At 44.5% G+C, this 25,415-nt stretch carries 23 protein-coding genes, 7 tRNA genes and 1 other annotated feature; of the genes, 29 read left to right on the top strand and 1 reads right to left on the bottom strand.

Going from position 1 to position 25,415, the window contains the following annotated elements; genetic code table 11:
• Positions 1–13 precede the first annotated feature (13 nt).
• The 19 genes from CARFE_RS0102165 to lon all read left to right on the top strand — a co-directional run bounded on the left by CARFE_RS0102165 (position 14) and on the right by lon (position 13,037).
• A complete protein-coding gene (locus CARFE_RS0102165; RefSeq protein ID WP_028051566.1) occupies positions 14–769 on the top strand; it encodes an acyl-CoA dehydratase activase in 756 nt (251 codons plus the stop codon).
• Entirely contained in the window at positions 769–1,497 is a 729-nt protein-coding gene (locus tag CARFE_RS13940; protein ID WP_011343258.1) for an MBL fold metallo-hydrolase, read from the top strand. Before CARFE_RS0102165 ends, CARFE_RS13940 begins: the two co-directional genes overlap by 1 nt.
• A complete protein-coding gene (locus CARFE_RS0102155) occupies positions 1,494–2,396 on the top strand; it encodes a hypothetical protein (RefSeq protein WP_028051565.1) in 903 nt (300 codons plus the stop codon). The genes CARFE_RS13940 and CARFE_RS0102155 overlap by 4 nt, the downstream gene beginning before the upstream one ends.
• Positions 2,396–3,160 (top strand): ribonuclease PH, encoded by a 765-nt coding sequence (rph, locus tag CARFE_RS0102150; protein WP_011343260.1) that lies wholly within the window; start codon positions 2,396–2,398, stop codon positions 3,158–3,160. The genes CARFE_RS0102155 and rph overlap by 1 nt, the downstream gene beginning before the upstream one ends.
• The gene (locus tag CARFE_RS0102145) at positions 3,135–3,743 is read left to right on the top strand and encodes an XTP/dITP diphosphatase (protein ID WP_028051564.1); all 609 of its coding nucleotides are present in this window, start codon (positions 3,135–3,137) and stop codon (positions 3,741–3,743) included. Before rph ends, CARFE_RS0102145 begins: the two co-directional genes overlap by 26 nt.
• The gene (locus CARFE_RS0102140) at positions 3,728–4,198 is read left to right on the top strand and encodes a metallophosphoesterase family protein (RefSeq protein ID WP_011343262.1); all 471 of its coding nucleotides are present in this window, start codon (positions 3,728–3,730) and stop codon (positions 4,196–4,198) included. Before CARFE_RS0102145 ends, CARFE_RS0102140 begins: the two co-directional genes overlap by 16 nt.
• 79 nt (positions 4,199–4,277) lie before the next feature.
• Positions 4,278–4,351: transfer RNA gene (locus CARFE_RS0102135), tRNA-Gly, on the top strand.
• An 11-nt stretch (positions 4,352–4,362) separates the two neighbouring features.
• Positions 4,363–4,438: transfer RNA gene (locus CARFE_RS0102130), tRNA-Arg, on the top strand.
• A gap of 108 nt (positions 4,439–4,546) precedes the next feature.
• A tRNA-His gene (locus tag CARFE_RS0102125) sits at positions 4,547–4,624 on the top strand.
• 17 nt (positions 4,625–4,641) lie between these two features.
• Positions 4,642–4,716, top strand: a tRNA-Gln gene (locus CARFE_RS0102120).
• A gap of 43 nt (positions 4,717–4,759) precedes the next feature.
• A tRNA-Lys gene (locus CARFE_RS0102115) sits at positions 4,760–4,835 on the top strand.
• A gap of 119 nt (positions 4,836–4,954) precedes the next feature.
• A tRNA-Leu gene (locus CARFE_RS0102110) sits at positions 4,955–5,037 on the top strand.
• Between the two features lie 14 nt (positions 5,038–5,051).
• Positions 5,052–5,126 (top strand) — tRNA-Gly (locus CARFE_RS0102105).
• A 197-nt stretch (positions 5,127–5,323) separates the two neighbouring features.
• Complete coding sequence (tig, locus tag CARFE_RS0102100) at positions 5,324–6,607, top strand: trigger factor (RefSeq protein WP_028051563.1); 1,284 nt, start codon at positions 5,324–5,326, stop codon at positions 6,605–6,607.
• A 24-nt stretch (positions 6,608–6,631) separates the two neighbouring features.
• Positions 6,632–7,219, top strand: a complete 588-nt coding sequence (gene clpP / locus CARFE_RS0102095; RefSeq protein ID WP_028051562.1) for an ATP-dependent Clp endopeptidase proteolytic subunit ClpP — start codon at positions 6,632–6,634, stop codon at positions 7,217–7,219.
• Positions 7,220–7,235: 16 nt separating this feature from the next.
• Entirely contained in the window at positions 7,236–8,492 is a 1,257-nt protein-coding gene (gene clpX / locus CARFE_RS0102090) for an ATP-dependent Clp protease ATP-binding subunit ClpX (protein WP_028051561.1), read from the top strand.
• A 270-nt stretch (positions 8,493–8,762) separates the two neighbouring features.
• A complete protein-coding gene (locus CARFE_RS16365; protein ID WP_162830797.1) occupies positions 8,763–8,903 on the top strand; it encodes a hypothetical protein in 141 nt (46 codons plus the stop codon).
• Positions 8,904–8,947: 44 nt separating this feature from the next.
• A complete protein-coding gene (gene lonB, locus CARFE_RS0102080) occupies positions 8,948–10,591 on the top strand; it encodes an ATP-dependent protease LonB (protein ID WP_028051560.1) in 1,644 nt (547 codons plus the stop codon).
• Positions 10,592–10,652: 61 nt separating this feature from the next.
• Complete coding sequence (lon, locus tag CARFE_RS0102075; protein WP_028051559.1) at positions 10,653–13,037, top strand: endopeptidase La; 2,385 nt, start codon at positions 10,653–10,655, stop codon at positions 13,035–13,037.
• A gap of 25 nt (positions 13,038–13,062) precedes the next feature.
• On the opposite strand, the gene CARFE_RS0102070 is transcribed toward lon, so the two are convergent.
• Positions 13,063–13,971, bottom strand: a complete 909-nt coding sequence (locus CARFE_RS0102070) for a hypothetical protein (protein WP_028051558.1) — start codon at positions 13,969–13,971, stop codon at positions 13,063–13,065.
• An 89-nt stretch (positions 13,972–14,060) separates the two neighbouring features.
• Positions 14,061–14,284 (top strand) — a binding site (T-box leader).
• 57 nt (positions 14,285–14,341) lie between these two features.
• Between CARFE_RS0102070 and CARFE_RS0102060 the strand changes: the two genes are divergently transcribed.
• The 10 genes from CARFE_RS0102060 to mreC all read left to right on the top strand — a co-directional run bounded on the left by CARFE_RS0102060 (position 14,342) and on the right by mreC (position 25,402).
• The gene (locus CARFE_RS0102060; protein WP_028051557.1) at positions 14,342–16,978 is read left to right on the top strand and encodes a valine--tRNA ligase; all 2,637 of its coding nucleotides are present in this window, start codon (positions 14,342–14,344) and stop codon (positions 16,976–16,978) included.
• A complete protein-coding gene (locus CARFE_RS0102055) occupies positions 16,968–18,266 on the top strand; it encodes a bifunctional folylpolyglutamate synthase/dihydrofolate synthase (RefSeq protein ID WP_028051556.1) in 1,299 nt (432 codons plus the stop codon). Before CARFE_RS0102060 ends, CARFE_RS0102055 begins: the two co-directional genes overlap by 11 nt.
• A gap of 139 nt (positions 18,267–18,405) precedes the next feature.
• On the top strand, positions 18,406–20,004 hold the full coding sequence (locus tag CARFE_RS0102050) for a spore germination protein (RefSeq protein ID WP_028051555.1): 1,599 nt from the start codon (positions 18,406–18,408) through the stop codon (positions 20,002–20,004).
• Positions 20,001–21,158 (top strand): Ger(x)C family spore germination protein, encoded by a 1,158-nt coding sequence (locus CARFE_RS0102045; protein ID WP_028051554.1) that lies wholly within the window; start codon positions 20,001–20,003, stop codon positions 21,156–21,158. The genes CARFE_RS0102050 and CARFE_RS0102045 overlap by 4 nt, the downstream gene beginning before the upstream one ends.
• A gap of 13 nt (positions 21,159–21,171) precedes the next feature.
• Positions 21,172–21,387, top strand: a complete 216-nt coding sequence (locus CARFE_RS13935; RefSeq protein ID WP_034541430.1) for a hypothetical protein — start codon at positions 21,172–21,174, stop codon at positions 21,385–21,387.
• 163 nt (positions 21,388–21,550) lie between these two features.
• The gene (locus CARFE_RS0102035) at positions 21,551–22,177 is read left to right on the top strand and encodes a redox-sensing transcriptional repressor Rex (protein ID WP_028051553.1); all 627 of its coding nucleotides are present in this window, start codon (positions 21,551–21,553) and stop codon (positions 22,175–22,177) included.
• Between the two features lie 95 nt (positions 22,178–22,272).
• Positions 22,273–22,833: a Maf family protein gene (locus tag CARFE_RS0102030; RefSeq protein ID WP_011343279.1), complete on the top strand. Its 561-nt coding sequence runs from the start codon at positions 22,273–22,275 to the stop codon at positions 22,831–22,833.
• Positions 22,833–23,513 (top strand): RadC family protein, encoded by a 681-nt coding sequence (gene radC, locus CARFE_RS0102025; protein WP_028051552.1) that lies wholly within the window; start codon positions 22,833–22,835, stop codon positions 23,511–23,513. The genes CARFE_RS0102030 and radC overlap by 1 nt, the downstream gene beginning before the upstream one ends.
• Before the next feature lie 15 nt (positions 23,514–23,528).
• Positions 23,529–24,575 (top strand): rod shape-determining protein, encoded by a 1,047-nt coding sequence (locus tag CARFE_RS0102020; RefSeq protein WP_028051551.1) that lies wholly within the window; start codon positions 23,529–23,531, stop codon positions 24,573–24,575.
• A 5-nt stretch (positions 24,576–24,580) separates the two neighbouring features.
• On the top strand, positions 24,581–25,402 hold the full coding sequence (gene mreC / locus CARFE_RS0102015; protein ID WP_011343282.1) for a rod shape-determining protein MreC: 822 nt from the start codon (positions 24,581–24,583) through the stop codon (positions 25,400–25,402).
• Positions 25,403–25,415 lie beyond the last annotated feature (13 nt).

Raw genomic sequence — 25,415 nt, 5'->3', positions numbered from 1 at the left:
AAGGTGATGAAAAATGTATGTAGGAATTGACCTTGGCAGCAGAAATGTCAAAATGGCAGTTAAAGAAGATGGAGAAATAAGGTTTTTACTTTTTGATACGGTGAGTTTTTACCGGGAATACGGAAAGCTTGTGGATGGCGAGCTGGTGGTTGATTTTTCGGCTCTGGGGTTAACTCCCATCGAAAAAATCGTTTCCACCGGATACGGACGCCAGGCGGTAAAAATCAAGGGTGGCATTGATCTCCCGGAAATTCGGGCCCATGCTTTGGGGGCGGTTTACCAGACCGGGCTTATGGATTTTACCCTGTTGGATTTAGGGGGACAGGACAGTAAAGTTGTTTTGGTTAGAAAAGGTAAGGTTGCAGATTTTTTAACCAACGATAAATGTGCTGCTTCTACCGGAAGGTATCTTGAAAACATGGCTGCGGTGTTAAAGATTTCTTTAGAGGAGTTGGGAAATTTTTATGAAGACCCGGTGGAACTGTCAAGTACCTGCGCTATATTTGGAGAAACGGAGCTTTTAGGCAAGGTGGTGGAAGGCTACCCTTTGGAACGGTTAGCGGCCGGGGTAAACTATACCATTTATAAAAGGATTGCTCCAATGCTTAAAAAACTTTTTTCTCCTCAGGTGGTGTTTACCGGTGGAGTAGCTTACAGCCGTGCTTTAAGAAAGATCATTGAAAAGGAGCTTGGGGTCGAGGTTGTAATACCCCGGGAACCGCAATTTAACGGTGCTCTCGGTTGCTTAAAATACGGAGGAGGGATTTAATGCGGCTAACGGTTTTAGGGTGCTGGGCTCCTTTCCCGGCACCGGGGGGAGCTACATCGTCATATCTTTTAGAAACGGAAAAGGCAACGATTTTAATTGATGCGGGGAGCGGGGCAGTAGCAAACCTGTTGAAGTGGGGACAACCGGAAAAACTTGATGCGGTGGTGCTTTCCCACTGGCATGAAGACCATACTGCAGACCTGCCGATTTTACGTTATCTTGTCAGAAGCCTATTTTTTACCGGAAAACGGACAGAAAAAGTAAAACTTTTTTATCCCGAATCCCCGGAAAGGCCGGATATGAGTAAATATCAGGAATTTTTTGAGTTAATACCGATTAAAGAGGGAGAGTTTTTAGATATTAAAGAACTTAAAGGGTGGGCCGTTACCAATTCGCACCAGGCTTTATCTTACGGCTTTAAATTTACCAACGGAGTTAAAACCTTTGGTTATACCGGTGATACCGGCTATTTACCAAAGCATGCGGAGTTTTTTTACGGAGTAGATTTGTTACTGGCGGAGTGTACCGGCTTTAAAAAAGATAGCAGTTACACCCAAAATAATCATTTAACTACCGAAGAGTGTGCGCTTTTAGCGAAAAACGCCAAGGCAAAAAATCTTGCGGTGACCCACTTCTGGCCCTTTTACGATGTTTTAATGCTTTTAGACGAGGTTAGGGAGATTTACCCCGGGGCTTTTGCCGTACGGGAAGGAATGAGTATTGTATGAACATTTATCCCCATGAATATCTTTTAAAAGCGGTTTATTTTGCCCCCCGGGGCAAACACCGGCTTATGGCTTTAGGTTCGGTTTTGGCCGAGAGATATTTAAGCCCCAAGGATAAGCTGGTAGGGCTAATTGGTGATGCTGGAGCCGGCAAATCTTTATTAATTCGCGGGATGTTTCCGGGATTAGAGCTAACCAATGATGATGAAGGGATAAATTTGCGGCCATTACCGTTACTGGAAGATTATGAACGGGGAAATTTTCGCCACCATTCGTATCACGTGGATATGCGCTTTGAAATGGCTTTTACTCCGCCGTACCGTTTAGCCGAGGCGGTTAAAAAAGCTATCGATAAAGGACGGCGGGTAGTAATTGAACATTTTGATTTGCTGTATCCCTATCTAAATATTAATGCCGAGCTTTTAATCGGGGTTGGTGCTGAAGTGATTTTATTTCGTCCCAATGTTTTTGGACCCTTTCCCCATGAGGTGGCCAATGAAGTGTTTCCCTCTTTGGTTTACCGGAAAATGGCCCATTCGGCGGAAGACCTGACCGGTTATGTTTTAAAAGAAATGGGGATTATCAAACCGGAGGTTCACAGTGATATCCGTAACGGTTTCTTACTGGAGTTTAAAGAAAAGCCCGAAATAGATTTGGAGGTTTTGGAAAAAAGGGTAAAAGAATTAATTGCTCAAAATCTCTCAATTTGCTATTATGATGAAGAACATATCAAGCTTGGCCAGGAAAAGGTTGAATGCACCGGCCCAAGGATTCATGTTTCCAAAACCGGTGAAATCAAAGGTTTTAAAATACTTAAAGAGTTAAAATACGATCCTATTGAAAAACTTTATATAATTGCCGGGGTTGTTGGTCAGCAGGACAACGAAAATGAGGTGATTTAATGCGGATTGATGGTAGGGAAAAAGACCAGTTACGAACGGTTAAAATTACCACAAACTACATAAAACATGCTGAAGGTTCGGTTTTAATTGAAATGGGTGATACCCGGGTAGTTTGTACCGCTACCGTAGAAGATAAGGTGCCACCCTTTGCCAAGGGCGAAGGCAAAGGGTGGATTACTGCGGAATACGGAATGCTTCCCCGGAGTACCGAGACCCGCAATGTTCGGGAAGCGACTAAAGGTCGGCAATCGGGCCGGACCCTGGAAATTCAACGGCTAATTGGTCGAGCTTTAAGGGGAGTGGTTGATCTAAAAGCTCTGGGGGAGCGAACTTTGTGGATTGATTGTGACGTAATTCAGGCGGATGGGGGTACCAGGACTGCAGCGATTACCGGCTCTTTTGTGGCTTTAGCATTAGCCTTAAATAAGCTCGTTGAGGAGGGAATTTTACCGGTAATTCCCTTAAAGGATTTTGTGGCGGCGGTAAGTGTGGGTATTGTTGACGGCGAGGAAATTTTGGACTTAAATTTTGAGGAAGATTCGAAGGCTTTAGTGGATATGAACGTGGTGATGACCGGTTCTAACCGTTTTGTGGAAGTGCAGGGTACCGGTGAAGAAGCAACTTTTTCAATGGAAGAGCTGCAAAGGCTTTTAACACTGGCCCAGAAGGGGATCAGAGAGTTAATTGAACTTCAAAAACAGGCCCTGGGAGATATTGCCCGAAGGATAGGGATGGAAAATGCAGCGGATAGTAATAGCCAGTAAAAATCAAGGAAAGATCAAAGAATTTTCAGCGCTTTTAAGTTCTCTGGGTTTTTCCTTTGTTAGTCTTTTGGATTTTCCGGAAATCGGGGAAATACCCGAAAAGGGGACAACCTTCGAAGAAAACGCCCGGCAAAAAGCCGTTACGGTTTCCAATTTTACCGGTTTGCCGGCTCTGGCGGATGATTCGGGATTAGTGGTGGATGCCCTGGGAGGAAGACCTGGGGTATTTTCTGCTCGTTATGCCGGTGAGCCCAAAGATGATTTGAAAAATATCCAAAAACTTCTAAAAGAATTAGAAGGTGTACCCTGGGAAAAGAGGACGGCTCGCTTTGTCGCGGTACTTTGCCTTTATTTCCCTGACGGCTCACTTGTTACGGCCCGGGGGGAATGTGAGGGCTATATTTTAGAGGAAATGCGGGGTAGCGGTGGTTTTGGCTATGACCCGGTCTTTTATCTTCCGGATTACGGTAAAACTATGGCGGAACTTCCGTTAGAGGTGAAAAACAAAATAAGCCACCGGGCCCGGGCGTTAGAGGAGCTTTTAAGGAAGTTAAAGGAGGATTATAGGTGGAGTACCTGGTAGTTAGCGATACTCACGGACGCATTGAAAAGGTGATAAAATATGCGCGGAGCAGGAATTTTGCCGGAATAATTCATGCCGGGGATTACTACCGGGACGGTATAGCTCTGGGGGCGGAGCTCGGTATTCCGGTGTTTGCGGTTCACGGAAATTGTGATGGGGTTTGGAATGGGATAGAAGAAGAATTACTGGAATTAAACGGAATAAAGATATTTTTGACCCACGGTCACTTATACTATGTCAAGCACGATTTAAAACAGATCGCAGAAAAGGCTGCCCAGCTAAAAGTGGACCTTGCGGTTTTTGGACACAGTCACGTGCCGATTTTTACCGAGCTAAATGGTGTACGGTTATTAAATCCCGGAAGCCCGGAAAGACCCAGGGAGGAGCAAAGGGGAAGTTTGGCGGTTTTAAAAATGGAGGCAAAAAGTTTTACGGCAGATCTAATTTATCTCTAAAAAACCAAAATTCACCATTAAATTATTTATTGACAAAAGCCGATGATTTATATATACTAATTGTTGCACGGAGGAACGAGCGGGTGTAGCTCAATGGTAGAGCCCTGGCCTTCCAAGCCAGTCGCGTGGGTTCGATTCCCATCACCCGCTCCATTTATTCATGTGTCCCTGTAGCTCAATGGATAGAGCAACGGACTTCTAATCCGTAGGTTGGGGGTTCGAGTCCCTCCGGGGACGCCATTTCTGGAGGTCAGAAGGTGGAAGTTAGAGGTTAGATTACATCTAACTTCAGTTAATTAATAAATTATTTTCCAACCTCCAATTTCCAATGTCCAATTTTCCAATATGGTGGGTGTAGCCCAACGGTTAGGAGGCGCATGACTGTGGATCATGACAGTGTGGGTTCAAATCCCATCACCCACCCCATTTTCCAATTTCCAAATTGGGGCGTCGCCAAGTGGTAAGGCAGCGGTCTTTGGAACCGCCATTCGTTGGTTCGAATCCAGCCGCCCCAGCCATTTGATAAAAACAGCAAAAGCTGTTACAATAAATTTTTGTTGTGAGCCATTAGCTCAGTTGGTAGAGCACCTGACTTTTAATCAGGGTGTCGAAGGTTCGAGTCCTTCATGGCTCACCATTTTATATTAAGAAATTAGAAGTTAGAGGTTAGATGTTAGAAAAACCTTTAACTTTTTATTTATGTTTTGTTTTTTTTATTTCTAACTTCCAACCTCCAACATCTAACTTCCAAAAGGAGCGGGTGTGGCGGAACTGGCAGACGCGCTGGACTTAGGATCCAGTGGGCAACCGTGGGGGTTCAAGTCCCTCCACCCGCACCAGATTAACCTTAGATGCGGAAGTGGCTCAGTGGTAGAGCATCGCCTTGCCAAGGCGAGGGTCGCGGGTTCGAATCCCGTCTTCCGCTCCAGAAGGTAAGCCCTGCAGTTATCGTGCAGGGTTCTTTGTTTTTTGTCCTAAGCCGTTTCTTGGAGGCAGTTTTTAGTTGCACATTGTTTATATTCTGTGTAGAATATAATAGTAATTAAATATATTGTTGCAACGGGATATGCCAAAAAAAGGAAAAGGTGACAACAGATTAAAATACATATTGCAAGGAGGATTAAGATGAAAGTTACCAAAGAAACTTTAGAAAAGAGTCGAGTGGAGTTAACCATCGAGGTAGAGGCGGAGGAAGTTTCTAAAGCATACGAAAAAGCTTATAAAAAGATTGCTCAAAAAGTAGTTATCCCTGGTTTTAGAAAAGGAAAGGCTCCCAGGGTTTTAGTGGAAAGACATGTGGGTAAAGAGTATATTTTAGAAGAAGCCCTGGATGAACTGTTGCCGGAGAGCTATGTTAAAGCGGTTAATGAGGCAGGAATCGAACCGGTAGATAAGCCGGAAGTATCGTTAGTTTCCTACGGGGTTAACGAACCGCTGGTTTATAAAGCGGTTGTAGATGTGAAGCCCGAGGTTGAGCTTGGTCAATATACCGGCTTGGAAGTAACCAAAATGCCCGTGGAAGTTACCGACGAGGAAGTAGAAAAAGAACTGGAATATCTTCAGAATCGGTATGCGAAACTTATTACCGTTGAAGATGGTGAAGCAAAACTTGGCGATATGGTGGTAATTGATTTTGCCGGGAAAATGAATGGAGAACCTCTCGAAGGGGGAAGTGCGGACAATTACCGGTTAGAACTGGGCTCAAAGGTTTTTATTCCTGGCTTTGAAGAGCAAATTGTTGGCATGAAACCGGGGGAAACCAAGGAAATTAACGTTACCTTCCCGGAAGATTACCAGAAAGAAGACCTTGCTGGAAAACCGGCGGTCTTTACTGTAACCTTAAAAGAAATTAAACGGAAAGAGTTAGCGCCCCTTGATGATGAGTTTGCCAAAGATGTTTCCGAATTTTCAACTTTGGAGGAGTTAAAAGAAGACCTCAAGAAAAAGATTGCTCAAACCAAGGAAAATATTTCCCGGGAAAAAATGGAAGCGGAAGTAGTTGAAAAAGCGGTAGATAATGCTAATGTGGAAATTCCCGTAAGCATGGTAAATCATGAAGTTGAGCATATTCTTCATCATTTTGAGGAAGAGCTAAAGTACCGGCGTTTAACCTTAGAACAGTACCTGGAATACCAGAAGAAAACCCTGGATGAATTAAAGGAAGAATTAAAACCAAGAGCCGAACGCAATGTTAAAACCGAACTGGTTTTAGAAGCTATTGCCAAAAAAGAAGGAATTACCGCTACCGATGAAGAATTAGATAAGGAGCTAAATAAAATCGCCGAACTTTACCAGCAACCGGTAGAGGAAATTAAAAAGCTTTTTGCTCAGCGGATGGATGATATTGCCTATTCCATTGTTCGCCGAAAAACGATCGACTTTTTAGTTGAAAATGCTAAAGCTGTTTAATTAAACACATAAGGGGGTTTGGTTATGAGCTATCTTGTTCCCATTGTAATAGAACAAACCAGCCGGGGAGAAAGAAGTTACGATATTTGGTCAAGGTTATTAAAAGACCGCATAATATTTATTGGAGGACCTATAGACGACCATGTGGCAAATTTAGTGATAGCACAAATGCTTTTCTTGGAAGCGGAAGACCCGGAAAAAGATATTCACCTGTATATTAATTCTCCCGGAGGAGTAATAACCGCAGGAATGGCCATATACGATACAATGCAGTATATTAAACCTGATGTTTCTACCATTTGCATAGGTCAGGCGGCAAGTATGGGTGCCTTTCTTTTAGCGGCCGGGGCTAAGGGTAAACGTTTTTCTCTGCCCTATGCCCGGATTATGATCCACCAGCCTTTGGGTGGAGTGCAGGGGCAAGCGACCGATATTGATATTCACGCGCGCGAGATATTAAGAATGAAAGATATGTTAAATGAATTATTAACCAAACATACCGGACAACCGAAAGAGAAAATTGAACGGGATACCGAGCGCGACTTCTTTATGTCGGCTGCCGAAGCTAAAGAATACGGAATCATCGATGAGGTGATTACCGTTCGCAAATAATTTTTGAGGTGATGAAATGTTTGATAAAAATCAGCTAAAGTGTTCCTTTTGCGGTAAGCATCAGGATCAGGTGCGAAAGCTCGTGGCTGGACCAGGAGTTTATATATGTGATGAATGTATTGAACTGTGTAACGAAATTATTGAAGAAGAATTAGCTGACGACCTGGAACTTTCCCTGGAGGAACTTCCCAAACCCCAGGAGATTAAGGCTTATCTTGACCAGTATGTTATTGGTCAGGAGGAAGCTAAAAAAGTACTGGCGGTAGCAGTTTACAATCACTACAAACGGATTAACCTCGGTGGCAAAATTGATGATGTGGAGTTGTCCAAAAGCAACATCCTCATGCTGGGACCGACCGGTTCCGGAAAAACATTATTGGCCCAAACTTTAGCCAGATTTTTAAATGTACCTTTTGCCATTGCTGATGCTACTGCCTTAACGGAAGCCGGGTATGTGGGAGAAGATGTGGAAAATATTCTTTTAAAACTTATTCAGAACGCCGACTATGATATTGAGCGGGCTGAAAAGGGAATTGTTTATATTGATGAGATCGATAAGATAGCCCGGAAGTCGGAGAATCCTTCTATTACCCGGGACGTATCCGGAGAGGGGGTCCAGCAAGCCCTTTTAAAAATCTTGGAAGGGACCATTGCTTCCGTGCCGCCCCAGGGAGGGCGGAAGCACCCGCACCAGGAGTTTATTCAAATTGATACTACCAACATCCTCTTTATCGTTGGTGGAGCTTTTGAAGGGATAGAGAAAATAATCCAAAACCGAATCGGGAAGAAAGGCCTGGGGTTTGGTGCGGAAATTAAACTCAAGAGAGAGCAAAATGTCGGCGAAATTTTAAAACATATTATGCCGGAAGATTTACTGAAATTTGGCTTAATTCCCGAATTTGTTGGCCGTCTGCCAATTATTGTAACTTTGGATGCCTTAGATGAAGATGCTCTGGTCAGAATCCTTACCGAGCCCAAGAATGCTTTAATAAAGCAGTATCAGAAACTGTTTGAATTAGATGGGGTAACTTTAGAATTTGAAGAAGATGCTTTAAGGGCTATTGCCCAGAAAGCTATTAAAAGAAATACCGGGGCTCGGGGCCTTAGAGCTATTTTAGAAGAAGTTATGCTCGATGTTATGTACGAAATACCATCCCGCAAAGACATTATTAAATGCATAGTAACGCGGGATGTTATTGAAAATAACGCAAAACCCATTTTAGTAGGGACTGCAGAAAAGCGGAAAAAAGGTAAAAAAGAAGAGACGGCCTAATTGGGGATTGGAAATTGGAGATTAGAGTTTGGAAGCTGGAAGATAATTTAAAGACATAAGAAGTGGTTCTTTAAAAAAAGGACCACTTCTTTTTTTTATTGTTTAGAAGCAGATATCGGAATAGGATTGGCAAGTAAAATAAAAGGGATGGGGAAAACTAAGAGTAAATTAATCGAGGAGGTGTTAGGGGTGGCTCATTTAATTGGGATATTACTTTAGTACTTATTTTTTAAAGCTTTTTAGAAAACTTGGGCAGGGAGATGATTTTTAATGTACCACTTAAAAAAGAAGCTTCCCAAAAAATTTCGTTTTTTGGAGCCGGGCTGGTGGATGGTACATTTAACTGGACTGACATTAACGGGAATTTTAACGTACCTGGTCTTTCGCGACGAAAATGAGTTAGATCTTTAAATAAACTGCCTCTTTCCGGTAATAATAGGAAAGAGGTGAGAAAAATGGACGGGTTTAGCGGAATTTTAGCAGTGGGCCAAATTATTCTTTTAGTAGCAATTTTGGCCCTTCTCTTTTCTCAGGGGAAAGCCCAGCAGGTAAATAAAAGTTATCTCGAGCGGGAAAGTGAAAAGGAGCTGGCTAAATTAAACCATTTACGCAGGATTTCTTTAACGGAACCATTAGCGGAAAAGACACGGCCGGAAAATTTTTCGGAAATCATCGGCCAGGAAGAAGGGATTGAAGCTTTAAAAGCCGCATTATGCGGACCCAATCCCCAGCATGTAATTTTATACGGTCCACCGGGAGTAGGGAAAACGGCTGCTGCCCGGCTGGTGCTAAAGGAAGCAATCAAAAGTCCCGCTTCTCCCTTTAAAGAAGGGGCTGCCTTTGTCGAGGTGGATGCCACCTGTACCCGGTTTGACGAGCGGGGAATAGCCGATCCCCTCTTGGGCTCCGTTCACGACCCAATCTATCAAGGGGCAGGGCCCTTAGGGATTGCCGGGATTCCCCAGCCTAAGCCGGGGGCTGTAACCAAAGCCCATGGAGGGATTTTATTTATTGATGAAATTGGGGAACTTCACCCGGTACAAATGAATAAGCTTTTAAAGGTTTTAGAAGACCGGAAGGTTTTTTTAGAAAGCGCTTATTACTTTTCCGAAAATCCGGAAATTCCCCAGCATATTCATGAAATCTTTCAAAAAGGTCTGCCGGCGGATTTTCGTCTAATTGGGGCAACCACCCGAAACCCGGAAGAGCTGCCACCGGCTTTAAGATCCCGTTGCGTGGAAATATTTTTTAAACCCCTTGGCGATGAAGAAATTCGGGAAATTGCCCAAAATGCGGCAAAAAAGATAGGGATATCCCTTGGAAAGCATGCCCTGCAAACAATTGTTAAATACGCCAACTCCGGGCGCGAAGCGGTTAATATCGTCCAGCTGGCGGCGGGGCTGGCGATGGGGGAGGGAAGAAAGAGGATTTTGGCAAGAGATGTGCTGTTCGTGGCCCGGGCGGGTAATTATCATCCAAAGCCCCAGATTGTTTTATCCGATGAACCGGCGATAGGAAGGGCTCTGGGCCTTGCGGTGACGGGACCCAAAAGCGGTGCGGTTTTAGCCGTAGAAGCATTGGCCGAACCTGCCGAAAACCTACCCGGAAGTATCAACGTTTCCGGTATAATTGAAGAAGAAAAGTTTTCCCAAAGTCATACCGAGCTTATTGCCCGCAGTAAAATTCGCGGGGCGCTTGATAATGTTTTTGCGGTTTTTCGCAGCCAAACGGGAATTAATCCCCAAAAATACGATATTTATTTTAACTTTCCGGCTCCCTGGCCGGTGGATGGTCCGTCGGCCGGGCTTGCCTTGCTGGTAGCCCTTTATTCGGCAATTTTCCGATGTTTAATTCCGGCCAAAACCGCTTTTACCGGGGAAATCTCCCTTTTAGGTGAAATTTGTCCCGTAGGCGGAATTCCCGATAAAATTGAAGCTGCAGTCAGGGCCGGAGTTAAAACTGTTTTTTTTCCCTGGGGTAATTACCCCGAAGTCGAAGGAAATAAAAAAATAAACCTGGTTCCCGTAAAAAGCGTTGATGAAGCGTTAAATTATTTATTTGCGGGAAAGGACCAATCCCTTCCTTCTTCCTTAGCTTGAACTTACTTTTTAGATTATTTTATGATAGAATAATGATACTCAAAAAGGGAGGTGGTTAGAAGTGGAAACAAGGGAATTACCGCTTTTGCCATTACGGGGCGTTTTGGTTTTTCCCTATATGGTTATACATTTAGATGTAGGCCGGGAAAAATCCATTGCTGCTATCGATCAAGCAATGATTTCCGACCGCATTATTTGTCTGGCTACGCAAAAGGATGCCCAAATTGATGAGCCAACTCCGGACGATATATTTACGGTAGGAACTATCGCCGAAATAAAGCAGCTTTTAAAACTTCCAGGAGGAACGTTAAGGGTTTTAGTTGAGGGTATCCAGCGGGCCAAAATTAAAAAGTACATAGAAAAGGAACCTTTTTTCCGCGTGGAAGTGGAGGTGACCCAGGAAGAGGTAAGTAAAACCCCGGAAATCCAGGCGTTAACCCGCAGTTTAATTTACCAGTTTGAGCAGTACGTTAAACTTTCCAAAAGAATTCCGCCGGAAACGGCCATAACCGTAGTTAATTTAGAGGAACCGGGGCGCCTGGCGGATGTGGTGGCAAGTCATTTGCCTTTAAAAATTGAAGATAAACAGAGAATCCTCGAAGCCCTGGATGTAAAGAAACGGCTGGAAATTTTGCTGGAAATTTTAGCCCGGGAACTGGAAATAGTAGAAATAGAGCGGCGGATAAATTTGCGGGTTAGAAAGCAAATGGAAAAAACTCAGAAGGAGTATTATCTGCGGGAACAGCTTAAAGCCATTCAGCGGGAATTGGGGGAAAAAGACGAAAGGGTTGCCGAAGGGGAAGAGTACCGGGAAAAAATTAAAGAAGCTAAGCTTCCGAAGGAAGTTGAGGAAAAGGCCTTAAAAGAAGTGGAAAAGTTAGAAAAAATGCCACCGATGGCTGCTGAAGCAACGGTGGTGCGAAATTACCTTGATTGGATATTGGCTCTTCCCTGGAATCGTCGCACCAAAGACCGCCTGGATATTAAACTTGCGGAGCAGATACTGGAGGAAGACCATTACGGGTTGGAAAAGGTTAAAGAACGAATTTTAGAATATTTGGCGGTGCGAAAACTTACCAAGAAAATGAAAGGGCCCATTCTCTGCTTTGTGGGACCGCCGGGGGTGGGTAAAACATCCCTGGCGAAATCAATTGCCCGGGCCTTAGAACGAAAATTTGTGCGTATTTCGCTGGGGGGCGTACGGGATGAAGCGGAAATCCGGGGACACCGGCGGACTTATGTGGGGGCCTTACCGGGACGCATAATTCAGGGAATGCGCAATGCCGGAAGCCAAAACCCGGTATTTCTCCTGGATGAGATTGATAAAATGAGCATGGATTTTAGAGGTGACCCCTCGGCGGCTCTTTTAGAAGTTCTGGATCCGGAACAAAATAACAGCTTTTCGGACCATTATATTGAGCTGCCTTTTGATTTATCCCATGTCCTGTTTATTACGACTGCTAATAATTTATATAACATACCCCGTCCGCTTTTGGACCGGATGGAAGTCATCCATATCCCTGGCTATACCGAGGAGGAGAAACTGGTCATTGCGGAAAAGTATCTTTTACCAAAGCAGCTAAAGGAACACGGTTTAAAGCCCAAAAATCTCAAAATCTCCACCAATACCTTCTTAAAAATTATTCGGGAATATACCCGGGAATCGGGAGTTAGAAATTTAGAACGGCAAATTGCCTCCCTTTGCCGGAAAGCTGCCAAAGAAATCGTCACCGATAACGTGGAGGAAGTAAAAATTACCGTAAGCAACCTGGAGAGGTATCTGGGTATACCCAAGTACCGGTACGGTATCGCGGAAGCGGAGGATGAGGTAGGGGTTGCTACAGGCCTTGCCTGGACGGAAGTGGGCGGCGATGTAATGTTTATTGAAGTTTCGGTTCTTAAAGGGAGCGGCAAGCTCTACCTTACCGGTAAATTAGGAGAAGTAATGAAAGAATCGGCGCAAGCAGGCTTTTCCTACATTCGCTCCCGGGCAAAAGAGCTGGGCATTGAAGAAAACTTCCACGAAAAATACGATTTACACATCCACGTCCCCGAAGGGGCAATTCCCAAGGACGGCCCATCGGCGGGGATAACGATGGCAACGGCGATGGTGTCGGCTTTATCGGGACAAAAGGTGCGTAAGGACGTAGCCATGACCGGGGAAATTACCTTACGGGGAAAGGTACTGCCTATTGGTGGACTTAAAGAAAAAATTTTAGCGGCCAAGCGGGCAGGAATAAAAACCATCATTATTCCCCATGAGAACCGTAAAGAACTGGATGAAATTTCTCCGCAGGTGAAACGAGGCCTGAAGTTTATCCTGGTAAAGCACATGGATGAAGTTTTAGAGGCAGCTTTAATTCGGGAAGAAAAACCTGAAATTGAGCCGCCGGTGCCGGCGGAAGAAAAGGAAGTCACCGAACCATCGGAGATTTCCGTGCACTAAAGACCACCGTTATTCGGTGGTCTTTTTATGAAAAGATTTTTTGAAAAACAAAAAGGAGTAGATCGGTAAAACTAACTTTTTCCCTGATTTGCTGCAAAAGTTTTGTGTAAAAAGAGCTTTGGAAAAAAGGGCCCTGAGGGTTATTGTAGTATTGCTGAGCTATGGCCACGGTTGCCGGGTTAAAGGAAAGGTTTTTTGAGAAAAACCCCTCATTATTCAGGAAAAGAAACAGCTTTTGCTGTGTTACGGGGGCAAGGGATAAAAAAGCGGTGGCTTCAGGGTTCTGGTAAAAAGCTTTTTGTCCGTGATAAAGGGCGGAAATAATATTTTGTAAGTCCTTAAATTTGATATCATCTTTTACCGCTAAAACAGCAAGATCCGGGGCTTTAATAACCGCGAAGGGAGTTAATTTTTTCAGGGGAGTTAAGGTGGAAGCAATGTAAAGATTTCCAATACCGGCCATAAATGCTTCTTCTTTTATTTCTTCCGGTAAATCGAAGTAAGGGGTGTAGTCTTTATATGGTTTTATCCCCTGTCGGGATAAAAAATCCACTACATCCCGGTACTGTTTACTTCCCCTGGGAGGAAGAATTATCGCTTTATTTTTGAAAGAAAAATTTTGAGCAGGATTTCTTAGATAAATTGAGTACGGCTCGAAGTTTGACAATTTTATAAGTATTTTATAGCCGGCAGGGATTTTTTCCGATGCTTTTACGGCGATTAATGCTGCCTGGTCTAAATTATCCACAACTTTAACTTTAGTTCCGTATAACTCCCAGTAGCCCTTATCGGTTAAATAATACAGTAACCAGAAATGGGGGGAATTTTTGGGTAAGAAAAGTCCGTAAATAGTTTGTTTGTTTAATTTTAGTGTTAAAAATATTCCAAATATCAAACAAACTAACAAAAGGATGCTACCAATGATTTTTTTCATAATATCACCCTAAAAAAACTGTTATGCAGCAACTTGTTTAAAGTTGACAGTTTCCCGGGAAAAATATAAAATAATTTCCAAGCGAAAAGGAAAAAATGATGCCGGGGAGGAGTACCGAAATGCCTCCATGCAGAGAGGAAAGCCCCTGGGCTGAAAGGCTTTCCTGGCAGGCTTCGGGAACGTCGCCCCTAAGATTGTGAAGGGGAAGCCAGTACCTTTCACCGGGTTATGCCCGTTATAGCTATAAAGTGCCGGGAGCGTTGTATCCCGGAAGCAAGGTGGTACCGCGGAAAGTGCCTCTTTCGCCCTTGGGTGAAAGGGGCTTTTTCTATAATGGTTGATATGATACAACATAAAGAGAAAAGGAGGAATGACGGTGACCTTACCTTCGGTTTATTCTCCCCAGGAAGTGGAAAGAAAATGGTATAAATACTGGGAGGAAAATGGCTTTTTCCATACCGAACCCGATGAACGGGAACCTTTTTGTATTGTTATGCCACCGCCCAATGTTACCGGTCAGCTTCACATGGGGCACGCCCTGGATAACACCATGCAGGATATCCTTACCCGTTACAAAAGAATGCAGGGTTTTAATACCCTCTGGCTTCCGGGAACCGACCATGCGGGGATTGCCACCCAGGCTAAAGTAGAGGAAGAACTGCGAAAAGAGGGACTTACCAAAGATGATTTGGGCCGGGAAAAGTTTTTAGAAAGGGTTTGGGCCTGGAAAGAAAATTACGGTAACCGCATAACCGAACAGCTTAGAACCCTTGGAGCTTCGTGCGACTGGAAACGGGAACGGTTTACCCTGGATGAAGGTTGCTCCGAGGCGGTAAAAGAGGTTTTTTTACGCCTTTACGAAAAAGGGCTTATTTACCGGGACTACTACATTACCAACTGGTGTCCCCACTGTAAAACCACTATTTCCGATATTGAAGTAGAGCATCTGGAAAGAGAAGGAAAACTTTACTATATTAACTATCCTCTGGAAGACGGCAGCGGGTATCTTACCGTAGCAACTACCCGGCCGGAGACCATGTTAGGCGATACGGCGGTGGCGGTCCATCCGGAAGATGAGCGGTACCGGGAGCTAATCGGCAAAAACGTGATTTTACCTCTGGTAAACCGGCCGATACCGGTTATTGCCGATGAGTATGTGGATAAGGAGTTTGGCACCGGAGCGGTGAAGATTACTCCGGCTCATGATCCCAACGATTTTGAAGTGGGACTTCGGCATAAGCTGCCGCAGGTAGTAGTTTTAGATGATAATGCGGTAATGAATGAAAACGCCGGAAAGTACCGGGGGCTTGACCGGTATGAGGCGCGTAAGAAAATAGTTGAAGATTTAAAAGATTTGGGCCTTCTCGTTAAGGAGGAAGAGATAACACACTCTGTTGGTCATTGTTACCGTTGCGATACGGTTATCGAACCGCGGCTTTCCAAACAGTGGTTTGTCAAAATGAAGCCTCTGGCGGAGCCGGCCATAGAAGCGGCTTTAACGGGAAAAGTGAAGTTTGTGCCGGAACGCTTTACCAAAATTTATCTTAACTGGCTGTATAACATCCGGGACTGGTGCATTTCCCGGCAGCTCTGGTGGGGTCACCGGATTCCCGTATGGTACTGTGACGAATGCGGTGAAGTTATCCCTTCCAGGGAAGAAGTAAAAAGCTGTCCTAAATGCCAGAGTACCAAGGTCCATCAGGATCCCGATGTGCTGGATACCTGGTTTTCTTCGGCTCTCTGGCCTTTTTCCACCCTGGGCTGGCCCCAAAATACCGAAGAACTGAAGTACTACTATCCAACCTCGGTTCTGGTTACCGGCCGGGATATTATCTTCTTCTGGGTGGCCCGGATGCTTTTTATGGGCCTGGAATTCATGAAAGAAGTACCTTTTAAGGAAGTTTTAATCCACGGTCTTGTTTTAGATGCCCAGGGGAGAAAAATGAGTAAGTCCCTGGGTAACGGGGTTGATCCGGTAGAAGTTATTGCAAGCCACGGAGCCGATAGCTTAAGGTTTATGCTGGTAACCGGCAACACTCCCGGGAATGATTTAAGATTTCACTTTGAGCGACTGGATGGGGCCCGAAACTTTGCCAATAAACTCTGGAACGCTTCCCGCTTTGTTTTAATGAATCTCGAAGGATTTACTCCTCAGGGAATAAAGCAGGAAGAGCTTACCTTAGCGGATCGCTGGATTTTAGCACGGTTAAACGCTGTAATTGACAGGGTAACTGCTTTTTTGGACGAGTATGAGTTAGGGGAAGCGGCCCGGGAACTGTACGAGTTTATCTGGGATGAGTTTTGCGACTGGTATGTGGAGCTTACCAAGCCCCGTTTATACGGGAAAATGCCCGGTGGGGATACCGCCCGGGAAGTATTGTATGCGGTTTTAAAGACTACCCTGGAGTTACTCCATCCCTTTATGCCGTTTATTACCGAAGAAATCTGGCAAAGACTTCCCCATGAAGGAAAGACGATAATGCTGGCGCCCTGGCCGAAAGGACGGGCGGATTATGAAAATCCCGAGGCGGTTAAACAAATGAGCAGCTTAATGGAGGTTATCCGGGAAATAAGAAGGCTTAGGGCTGAGGTTAACGTCCCACCTGCCAAGCGTGGTGAAGTTATTTTAGTGACTGCGGACGAACAATTAACCCGCTTACTTAACGAAAACGCCTGGGCAATAGCAGCTTTAGCCCAAAGCGAACCACGGGTTGTTCCGAAGATGGAGGTACCGCAGGGAGCTTTAACCGGAGTTGCGGCAGGAGTGACTATTTATTTACCGCTTAAGGACCTAATTGACCTGGAAAAGGAAAAAGAGCGGCTTAATAAAGAGCTCAAAAAAGTTCTGGCGGAAATCGAACGGCTTAATCAGAAGTTAAATAATCCTGGATTTTTAGCTAAAGCTCCGGCAGAAGTGGTCAATAAAGAGCGGGAAAAGCTAACGGGCTTTTACCGGGAAAAGGAAGTCTTGGAACAAAGGATAGGGATGCTTTCCCATGAACTATAACGAAGCGCTGGAATTTTTAAGTAACCTTACCAAATTTGGAATTAATTTGGGTTTGGGGAGGATTTCTGAACTTTTAAAAAGGCTTGGCAATCCGCAGGAAAAGGTAAAGGTAGTTCACATCGGTGGAACAAACGGTAAGGGGTCGGTTTGTTCGTTAACGGCTTCGGTGTTGGCGGAGGCGGGGTATAAAACGGGGCTTTTTACCTCGCCCCACCTTTCCCGGTATACCGAACGCTATAAAATAAACGGTAAAGAAATTTCGCCGGAAAGGGTTTCTAAGTTAGTGATGGAAATAAGACCGTTACTTTTGACGATGGTAAAGGAAGGTTTTGAACATCCCACCGAGTTTGAAGTGTCCACGGCGATGGCTTTTAAGTATTTTGCCGAAGAGGAAGTTGATTTTGTGGTTTTAGAAGTAGGACTGGGAGGCTTAATTGATTCTACCAACGTGGTTTCCCGCCCGGAGGTTGTGGCGATTACCAATGTGGGAATGGACCATATGGATTATCTGGGAAATACCATTACCGAAATTGCCCGGGTTAAGGCGGGGATAATAAAGCCGGGAGTGCCGGTGGTAACCGCGGCAACAGGGGAGGCTCTGGAAGTTATCAAAGAGGTAGCAAAAGAGAAAAACAGCCCCCTTTTGGATGTTAATAAGGACATCGTTTTAAATTTAAAAGAAAAAAGCTTAAAAGGGCAGGTTTTTGACCTTATTTACCGGGGTGAAACCTATCCCGAGGTTAAAATCCGCCTTTTAGGAGCCCATCAGCTTTTAAATGCCAAAACTTCTTTTGGTATTCTTAATATCCTGCGGGAAAAATATAACATACCGGTGGAAGCAATTTACCGGGGATTCAGTAACGCCGCCTGGCCGGGACGTTTTGAGTATATTCCGGGAAATCCGCCGGTACTTCTCGATGGGGCGCACAATCACGATGGAGTTAGAGCTTTAAGGCAAGCTTTTACTGACTATTTTCCCGGTGTAAAGCCGGTACTGCTCCTGGGAGTTTTAGCCGATAAAGAGCGGGAAAAAGTGGTGGCGGAGCTTTTAGATTTACCCTTAGAAGTGGTAGTGACCCGACCGCCAACTCCCCGAGCAGGAGATATCACCGTCTTAGCAAGGCTTTTTAAAGAAAAAGGGGTTAGGGTGAAGGTTATCGAAGAACCGACCGAAGCTTTATCTTACGGCCTGGAAATTGCGCAAAAACACCAAACCCTCTTATTAATTACCGGTTCCCTTTATATGATTGGCGAAATCCGCCCTTTACTTTTGCAGGATAGAGATTAGACGGGCTTATGCCCGTTTTTTTTTGTGTGTGTGAAGGTATAGCTGTTTTTACCGACCACTGACCACCGACGACTTACGACCGTTAATGCATATTCTTTCCGCTTTTCCTCAATACTATAAAGAGGAAAGGAGGGGCAAAATGGGATTATGGGTAAAAATTACAAAAATTTTTAAGGGTAAGGGAAACAGTTCATCTTTTAAAGAAGAAAAGCCAACCAGGCTTTCGCAGTATAAAGAAAAAAGGTTTTCCGGTAAAGTGGAGGTAGATGTTGGTGAAATAAAAAAAATCCTCGGTAATCCTTCGGATCTTTTAATAAGGGAGTTTAGCTATTACGGGGTTGCGGCGGCGGCGGTAATGATTGATGGTTTGGTGGATAAAATGGTGGTTATTGATGGGATTTTAAAGCCTTTGATGGTTGAAGCCAAAATTGCCAGGGAAAAGCCCGCTGACCCTTATAAAAGTTTGAAAGAAGAAATGCTGGCTATTGCGGAAATTAAAGAGGTTCAAACCCTGGACGAGTTTCTGCTGGCGGTGCTGTCCGGTGAAGTCGGGCTTCTTCTGGAAAATTGTTCGGTGGCCCTTTTGGCCAGCGCCAAGGGCTGGGCAAGCCGGTCGGTGACCGAGCCGATGAATGAAGTGGTGGTGCGGGGCCCGCAGGAAGGTTTTACCGAAACTATCCGGGTAAATACAACCTTAATCCGGCGGCGGGTCCGTTCGCCCTACCTCCGGTTTGAAGCTTTAAAAATCGGGCGGATTTCCCAGACCGATGTGGTAATAGCGTATCTCGAAGACATTGCAAATCCCCAAATTGTGGAGGAAGTACGGAATAGGCTTTCCCGGATTGATGTGGATGCTATTTTAGAAAGCGGTTATATTGAAGAGTTTATAGAGGACGATCCCTTTAACATCTTTCCCCAGATTAAACATACCGAACGACCCGATAAAGCGGTAGCGGATTTGTTAGAGGGAAAGGTGGTAATTTTAACCGACGGAACTCCTTTAGCCTTGATAGTACCGGCTACCTTTCCCGAGTTCTTTCAAGCGGCGGAAGATTATTATGAAAAATATTTCATCGGAAACTTTTTACGCTTAATTCGCGTTTTAGCTTTTTTTATTGCTATGTTTTTACCTTCCCTTTACATTGCTATTATTACCTATCACCAGGAAATGATTCCAACGGAACTTTTAATAAATATCTGGGCTTCCCGCTCGGGCGTACCTTTTCCTGCTTTTGTTGAAGCGTTAATTATGGAGATTGCCTTTGAAGCTCTCCGGGAAGCGGGGGTGCGCCTGCCGCGTCCCGTTGGTCAGGCGGTGAGTATCGTTGGAGCATTAATAATCGGGCAGGCGGCAGTTGAAGCGGGAATTGTATCTACTTCCATGGTTATTACCGTTGCCATTACCGGAATTGCTTCCTTTGCCATTCCGGCTTTTAACATGGCCGTAGCGGCCCGGATTTACCGCTTTGGGATGATGGTTTTAGCGGCAACTTTTGGCATGTTCGGGCTGATGATGGGCTTTATCCTTTTAGTTATCATGCTTTGCAATACCCGTTCCTTTGGCGTTCCTTACCTGGCCCCGATAGCACCCTTAAGCATCCCCGACCAGCGGGACGTTGTTGTAAGATTGCCCCGGTGGCTTATGGTCAAGAGGCCCAAACACTTTCGCCCATTGGATGAGCGGCGGATAAAAGAAGGATTAAGACCGGGCTTTCCGAAAGGGGAAAAAAGGAGATGAAAAGAATCTTAGCGGCTTTGTTAATTATCGGGCAAATTTTCTTTTTTGGCTGCTGGAGCAGAATGGAATTAGAAGATTTAGCAATTGTACAGGGCGTAGGGGTGGATGAAAATAAAAAAGGGCTAAAAAAAGACCGGTACTTATTTTCGGTGCAGGTGGTCAATCCCAGTGCTCTTACCAGTAAGGGAGGTGGCGGTGGAGAAAAGCCTTACGTCATAAGGCTTATTAGTGGCGAACTTTTTTTTACCTCTTTGCGGGAACTTAATATGGAAACGGCATTACGCCTGTATTATGCCCACAACCGGGTGATACTTATTTCTGAAGAAGTAGCCCGGCGCGGTTTAAAAAACCTTTTGGATTTTTTTGAGAGAAACCCGCAGTTTCGCCGGGATAATTACGTATTAATAGTTCAGGGTAAGGCTGTTGATGTTTGGGATGGGTTTTCTGGTCTGGTAAAGGTTCCGGCAATAGCTATCTATGATTTAGCCCAAAAGTCGTATCTTACTGCGGAAGCAGGGATTATCGAATTAGGGGATTTTATAGAACTGTTGGAAGAGGAAGGAGTGGACCCTTACGCTCCGGGGGTAAAGATTTTGACCAAGAAGGGACGGAAAGATATTCGGGTATTTCAAACGGCTCTTTTTAAAAACGACAAGTTGGCGGGCTGGCTTGATGAAAAACAGTCCCGGGGTTTGCTGATTGTTACCAACAAAGTAAAAGGCGGGATTACTGATGTTACTAACCCCTTTAATCCCGAAGACAAGCTTTCGGTAGAATTGGAAAGGTCAAAAACCAAGTGGGAACTGAAAGTGTTTGAAGATAAACCTGTTGTGAAACTTAAGGTGGAAACAGAAGGGATTATAACCGAGGCCCAGAACGGCCTTGATTTTAGTAAAAAGGAAACTTTTCAAAAATTAAATCGGGAGTATGCCAAATCGGTCAGCCGCGATATTTTGGCGTTTATTAATAAAACCAAGGAAATTGGCGCAGATCCTGCCGGTTTTGGCCGTTTTATCTACCGGGAAAACCCCGGGCTCTGGCAGGAGTTAAAAGATGACTGGGAGGAGGAAATTAAAAATTTGACGATAGAGGTAAAGGTTCAAGCTAAAATTGTTAGAACAGGGATGACAACCGCTTCAATTAAACCCCAGTAGGGTGGTGGTTTCCTTGGCATATCTTGTGGTAGGGTTATATTTGCTGATATTGGGTGTTTTTGGCTATCCCCTCCTGCGGGATAGGGAATACCGGGAATTAACCGTATTTTCCGTTTTAATGTTAATTTCCTTTTATTACGTATTAGCGGTTATGCTGGATTGGCCCTTAATAAATCCTGCTTTACCGGTTATGAAAATTGGTAAAATTATTAGCGGTTTCTTTAAATAATTTTTGATAGTTTTTGGCTTTTTTCTTTAAATAAAAAATTTGAGTATATAAAGGTAATTTTTTTGGAACAAGGAGAATTACCTATAAAAAACTTTTATTATTAAGGGTTATTGTTTATTTTTTTTTCTTTGTGTTATAATTCACCTATAAGGAGGGGAGCGGCATGAAAGGCTTTAAAATTCCAGAAGCTACGATTTCAAGGCTTTCGGTATACTCCCGCTATCTGGAAAACCTGTACCGTAAAGGCATTACTACCGTGTCTTCGGCGGACATTGCCCAGGGGGTAGGGGTAACTTCGGCTCAGGTCAGAAAAGATCTTGCTTATTTCGGAGAATTTGGTACCCGGGGAGTTGGCTACAACGTTAAGGAACTTTTAGACCATACTTTAAAAATTTTAGGATTAAATAATACCTGGAATATGGTAGTGGTGGGCGCTGGAAATCTCGGCTCAGCTCTTTGTGCTTACCGGGGCTTTAGAGAGAGAGGTTTTTACATAGTAGGGGTTTTTGATAACGATTTGACCAAAATTGGCAAAAAAATTAACGAATACGAAGTTTTACCGATTGACAAGTTAGAAGAAGTGGTCAAGGAAAACAACGTGGAGATTGGAATTATTGCCGTTCCGGCTGCTTATGCCCAGGATGTCGCTACCCGCTTGGTAAAAGCGGGGGTAAAGGGGATCCTGAACTTTGCCCCGACGGTTTTAAACGTTCCCGATAAAGTTATTGTTAGAAGCGTGGACCTAACGGTTAATTTAGAAGTTCTAACCTTTAATATTCGCCGCGACTAAGACCCTGGTGTTTACCGGGGTTTTTTGTTTGAAAAAAGTAATTGCATGGGTTTTACAAAGATGATAAACTTTTTGTGAAAGAAGGGGGATTTTGCTTGAAAATCTACTTGGCTTCGAAATCACCGCGCCGGCAGGAGTTATTAAAAAAAATTTACAGCCGGTTTGAAATAATTCCGCCGGAGGTAAAGGAAGAGGTTTATTCGTTAAATCCCATGGAATTGGCGCTTACTCTTTCCCGCCAAAAAGCCGAGAATGTGGCTGCAAAAATAAAGGAAGGAGTCATCATTGCTGCCGATACGGTGGTAGCGGTAGAGGGAAAAGTATTGGGTAAACCCCGGGATGAAGAAGAGGCTTATTTCATGTTAAAAACCCTGTCCGGGCGGGAACACGAAGTTTATACCGGAGTAACCTTAATGGAACTGCCGCAAAAACGGGAAAAAAGTTTTGTAGAGGTTACTAAAGTCTGGTTTTACCCTTTAACCGATGAAGAAATAAAAAGTTACATAGATTCCCGGGAGCCCTTTGACAAAGCGGGGGCTTACGGCATACAGGGCAAAGGTGCTCTTTTTGTGGCAAAAATTGAAGGATGTTATTTTAATGTGGTGGGGCTTCCGGTGGCCCGATTGTATCGTGAGCTTAGAGAGTGGGGATATTAATGGGGGAGAAAATTAAAAACCTGCCGGAAGAGCTAAGACCCCGGGAGCGGCTTTTACGCCATGGACCGGAAAGTTTAAACCCGGCGGAGCTCCTGGCGGTGCTCCTTGGAAGCGGTACGCCCCAGGAAAACGCCCTGGAATTGGCGTTACGGCTTTTAACCAGTTTTGGCGGGTTAAAGGGGCTAATAGAGGTGCATCCCGAACAGTTAAAAAGCTTTAAAGGAATTGGTCAGGCCAAAGCAGCAAAACTTTTAGCGGCTTTGGAATTAGCCCGGCGCTATTATGAGCTCACCGGTGAAAATAAGCTAAATTTTTTAAATCCCGATGATGTGTATAATTATCTAAGATACAAAATAGGCCACAAAAAGCAGGAACAAGTGGTGGTGTTATATTTAAATACCAAAAACCAGCTTTGTGGTGAAAATATAGTTGCCATTGGCGGCGTAAATCATGCGGGGGTGTCGCCGGGAGATATTTTTCGGGAAGCGGTGAAAATTGGTGCCTATGCGGTAATTATTGCCCATAATCATCCCAGCGGCGACCCGACTCCCAGCAAAGAAGACATAGATTTTACCGGCCGGGTGAAAAAGGCGTCCGAAATTTTAGGAATTAAACTCTTAGATCATATAATTCTCGGAGAAAATAAATATATCAGTATGAAAGCCGAGCGGTTATTTTAGAAAGGAGAAGTTAAGATGGCCTTTAAATTTGGATTGGTAGCAAAGGATTTAGGCATTGACCTGGGAACTGCCAACTCTCTTGTATACGTAAAAGGGCGGGGCGTAGTTTTGTTAGAACCTTCGGTGGTGGCTATTAGAAAGGAAACGGGGCAAGTGCTGGCGGTAGGCAACGAAGCCAAACAGATGATTGGCCGGACTCCGGGGAATATTGTGGCTATCCGGCCGATGAAAGACGGAGTTATTGCCGATTTTGACATTACATATAACATGTTAAAACATTTTATTAACAAGGCTTTAGGCGATAAGACTTATTTAATTAAGCCCAACGTGGTGGTATGTGTGCCTTCAGGAGCCACAGCGGTGGAAGAAAGGGCAATCAGGGATGCAGCTTTGGCTGCTGGAGCCAGGGAAGCGTATTTAATTGAAGAGCCAATGGCTGCAGCGATTGGAGCGGGACTACCGGTGGAAGAACCTACCGGCAATCTTATCGTTGACATCGGCGGAGGTACCACCGAAGTTGCGGTAATTTCTTTTGGGGGGATAGTAACCAGCCAGTCCTTAAGAATTGCCGGGGATGAAATGGATGAAGCGATTATTAATCACATTAAGAAAGCCTACAATTTAATGATTGGCGAGCGTACGGCGGAAGAAATTAAAATTAACATTGGGTCCGCTTATCCTCAGGATACGGTTACCACTTATGAGGTAAAGGGCCGGGATTTAATTACCGGGCTGCCGCGAACAATTGAAGTGAGTTCCGAGGAAATTTATAAAGCTTTAAAAGAGCCGGTTTCGGCCATTGTGGAGGCCATAAAAGCTACTTTGGAGAAGACGCCTCCGGAACTGGCGGCAGACATCATGGACCGCGGGATTATGCTGGCAGGGGGAGGCTCATTACTAAAAGGTCTTGATAAGTTAATAAGTGCCGAAACCCACATGCCGGTCCACGTGGCGGAAGAGCCGATGTATTGCGTAGCTTACGGTACCGGCAAAGCTTTGGAAAACCTCAATGTTTTAAGAAATGTTTTAAAGACCCCTAAAAAATCCATAAAAGAGGCGTGATATAGTTGGCTAAGAGGTACTGGGGCAAGACTCTTTTAATTGGGGTATTGCTGGCGGTGCTCCTCCTGTCTCTTGCCCGCTATACAACCAAACAGCTTCCCTTTTTTTCCGAAGTTAAATCCGGACTTAAAGACTTGACTTACCCTATTGCCCGGGCGGTTAGTTTTCTCTGGGATGGGGTTGGCAATGTTACCCAATACTTTAAGGATATTAATGAGCTAAGGCGGGAAAAAGATAGACTTCTTCAGGAAAATACTGCTTTAAAATACCAGTTAAATCGCTTACAGGAAGTAGAGAGGGAAAATCTGCGGCTTAAAGCACTGCTGGGCTACAGTCGGGAACACCCAAATTTTAAACTTATTGTGGCCAAAATTATCGAGCGGGACCCGGCAAGCTGGTATAAGTCTTTTACGGTTAATCAGGGAAAAAGTTCCGGGATCAGGAAAGATATGCCGGTTTTGGACCAAAACGGTTTGGTTGGCCGGATGATGAATGTGGCTGCTTTAAACGGTGAAGTATTGCTAATTACCGACCCACGGAGCAGTGTGGCGGCAGTCACTTATCCGGGAAGGGTGCCGGGGATAATAAAAGGAACGGCTTTATCCTCCGAGCTTATTATGGATAACATTCCGTTAAATCTTGAAGTTCGTACCGGAGAGAAGGTGCTTACCTCCGGTCAGGGAGGAGTATTTCCCGCAGGTATACCTATCGGGTACGTTGTAAGTGTGACCAAAGATCCATCGGGGTTGGTGCAGGTGGCGAAAGTTCGTCCTTACGTGGATTTTGACCGGTTAGAGGAAGTATTTATTTTAAAAGGCAGTCGTTAACACCTGGGGGCAA

It is taken from the genome of Carboxydothermus ferrireducens DSM 11255, from assembly GCF_000427565.1.
GTDB lineage: Bacteria > Bacillota > Z-2901 > Carboxydothermales > Carboxydothermaceae > Carboxydothermus > Carboxydothermus hydrogenoformans.
This window is presented reverse-complemented; position numbering and strand designations above follow the sequence as displayed.

Bases quoted from the DNA above. Each gene is read 5' to 3' on its own strand.
- CARFE_RS0102165 (WP_028051566.1), top strand. From the start codon at position 14: ATGTATGTAGGAATTGACCTTGGCAGCAGAAATGTCAAAATGGCAGTT.
- CARFE_RS13940 (WP_011343258.1), top strand. From the start codon at position 769: ATGCGGCTAACGGTTTTAGGGTGCTGGGCTCCTTTCCCGGCACCGGGG.
- CARFE_RS0102155 (WP_028051565.1), top strand. From the start codon at position 1,494: ATGAACATTTATCCCCATGAATATCTTTTAAAAGCGGTTTATTTTGCC.
- rph (WP_011343260.1), top strand. From the start codon at position 2,396: ATGCGGATTGATGGTAGGGAAAAAGACCAGTTACGAACGGTTAAAATT.
- CARFE_RS0102145 (WP_028051564.1), top strand. From the start codon at position 3,135: ATGCAGCGGATAGTAATAGCCAGTAAAAATCAAGGAAAGATCAAAGAA.
- tig (WP_028051563.1), top strand. From the start codon at position 5,324: ATGAAAGTTACCAAAGAAACTTTAGAAAAGAGTCGAGTGGAGTTAACC.
- clpP (WP_028051562.1), top strand. From the start codon at position 6,632: ATGAGCTATCTTGTTCCCATTGTAATAGAACAAACCAGCCGGGGAGAA.
- clpX (WP_028051561.1), top strand. From the start codon at position 7,236: ATGTTTGATAAAAATCAGCTAAAGTGTTCCTTTTGCGGTAAGCATCAG.
- CARFE_RS16365 (WP_162830797.1), top strand. From the start codon at position 8,763: ATGTACCACTTAAAAAAGAAGCTTCCCAAAAAATTTCGTTTTTTGGAG.
- lonB (WP_028051560.1), top strand. From the start codon at position 8,948: ATGGACGGGTTTAGCGGAATTTTAGCAGTGGGCCAAATTATTCTTTTA.
- CARFE_RS0102070 (WP_028051558.1), bottom strand. From the start codon at position 13,971: ATGAAAAAAATCATTGGTAGCATCCTTTTGTTAGTTTGTTTGATATTT.
- CARFE_RS0102060 (WP_028051557.1), top strand. From the start codon at position 14,342: ATGACGGTGACCTTACCTTCGGTTTATTCTCCCCAGGAAGTGGAAAGA.
- CARFE_RS0102055 (WP_028051556.1), top strand. From the start codon at position 16,968: ATGAACTATAACGAAGCGCTGGAATTTTTAAGTAACCTTACCAAATTT.
- CARFE_RS0102050 (WP_028051555.1), top strand. From the start codon at position 18,406: ATGGGATTATGGGTAAAAATTACAAAAATTTTTAAGGGTAAGGGAAAC.
- CARFE_RS0102045 (WP_028051554.1), top strand. From the start codon at position 20,001: ATGAAAAGAATCTTAGCGGCTTTGTTAATTATCGGGCAAATTTTCTTT.
- CARFE_RS0102035 (WP_028051553.1), top strand. From the start codon at position 21,551: ATGAAAGGCTTTAAAATTCCAGAAGCTACGATTTCAAGGCTTTCGGTA.
- radC (WP_028051552.1), top strand. From the start codon at position 22,833: ATGGGGGAGAAAATTAAAAACCTGCCGGAAGAGCTAAGACCCCGGGAG.
- CARFE_RS0102020 (WP_028051551.1), top strand. From the start codon at position 23,529: ATGGCCTTTAAATTTGGATTGGTAGCAAAGGATTTAGGCATTGACCTG.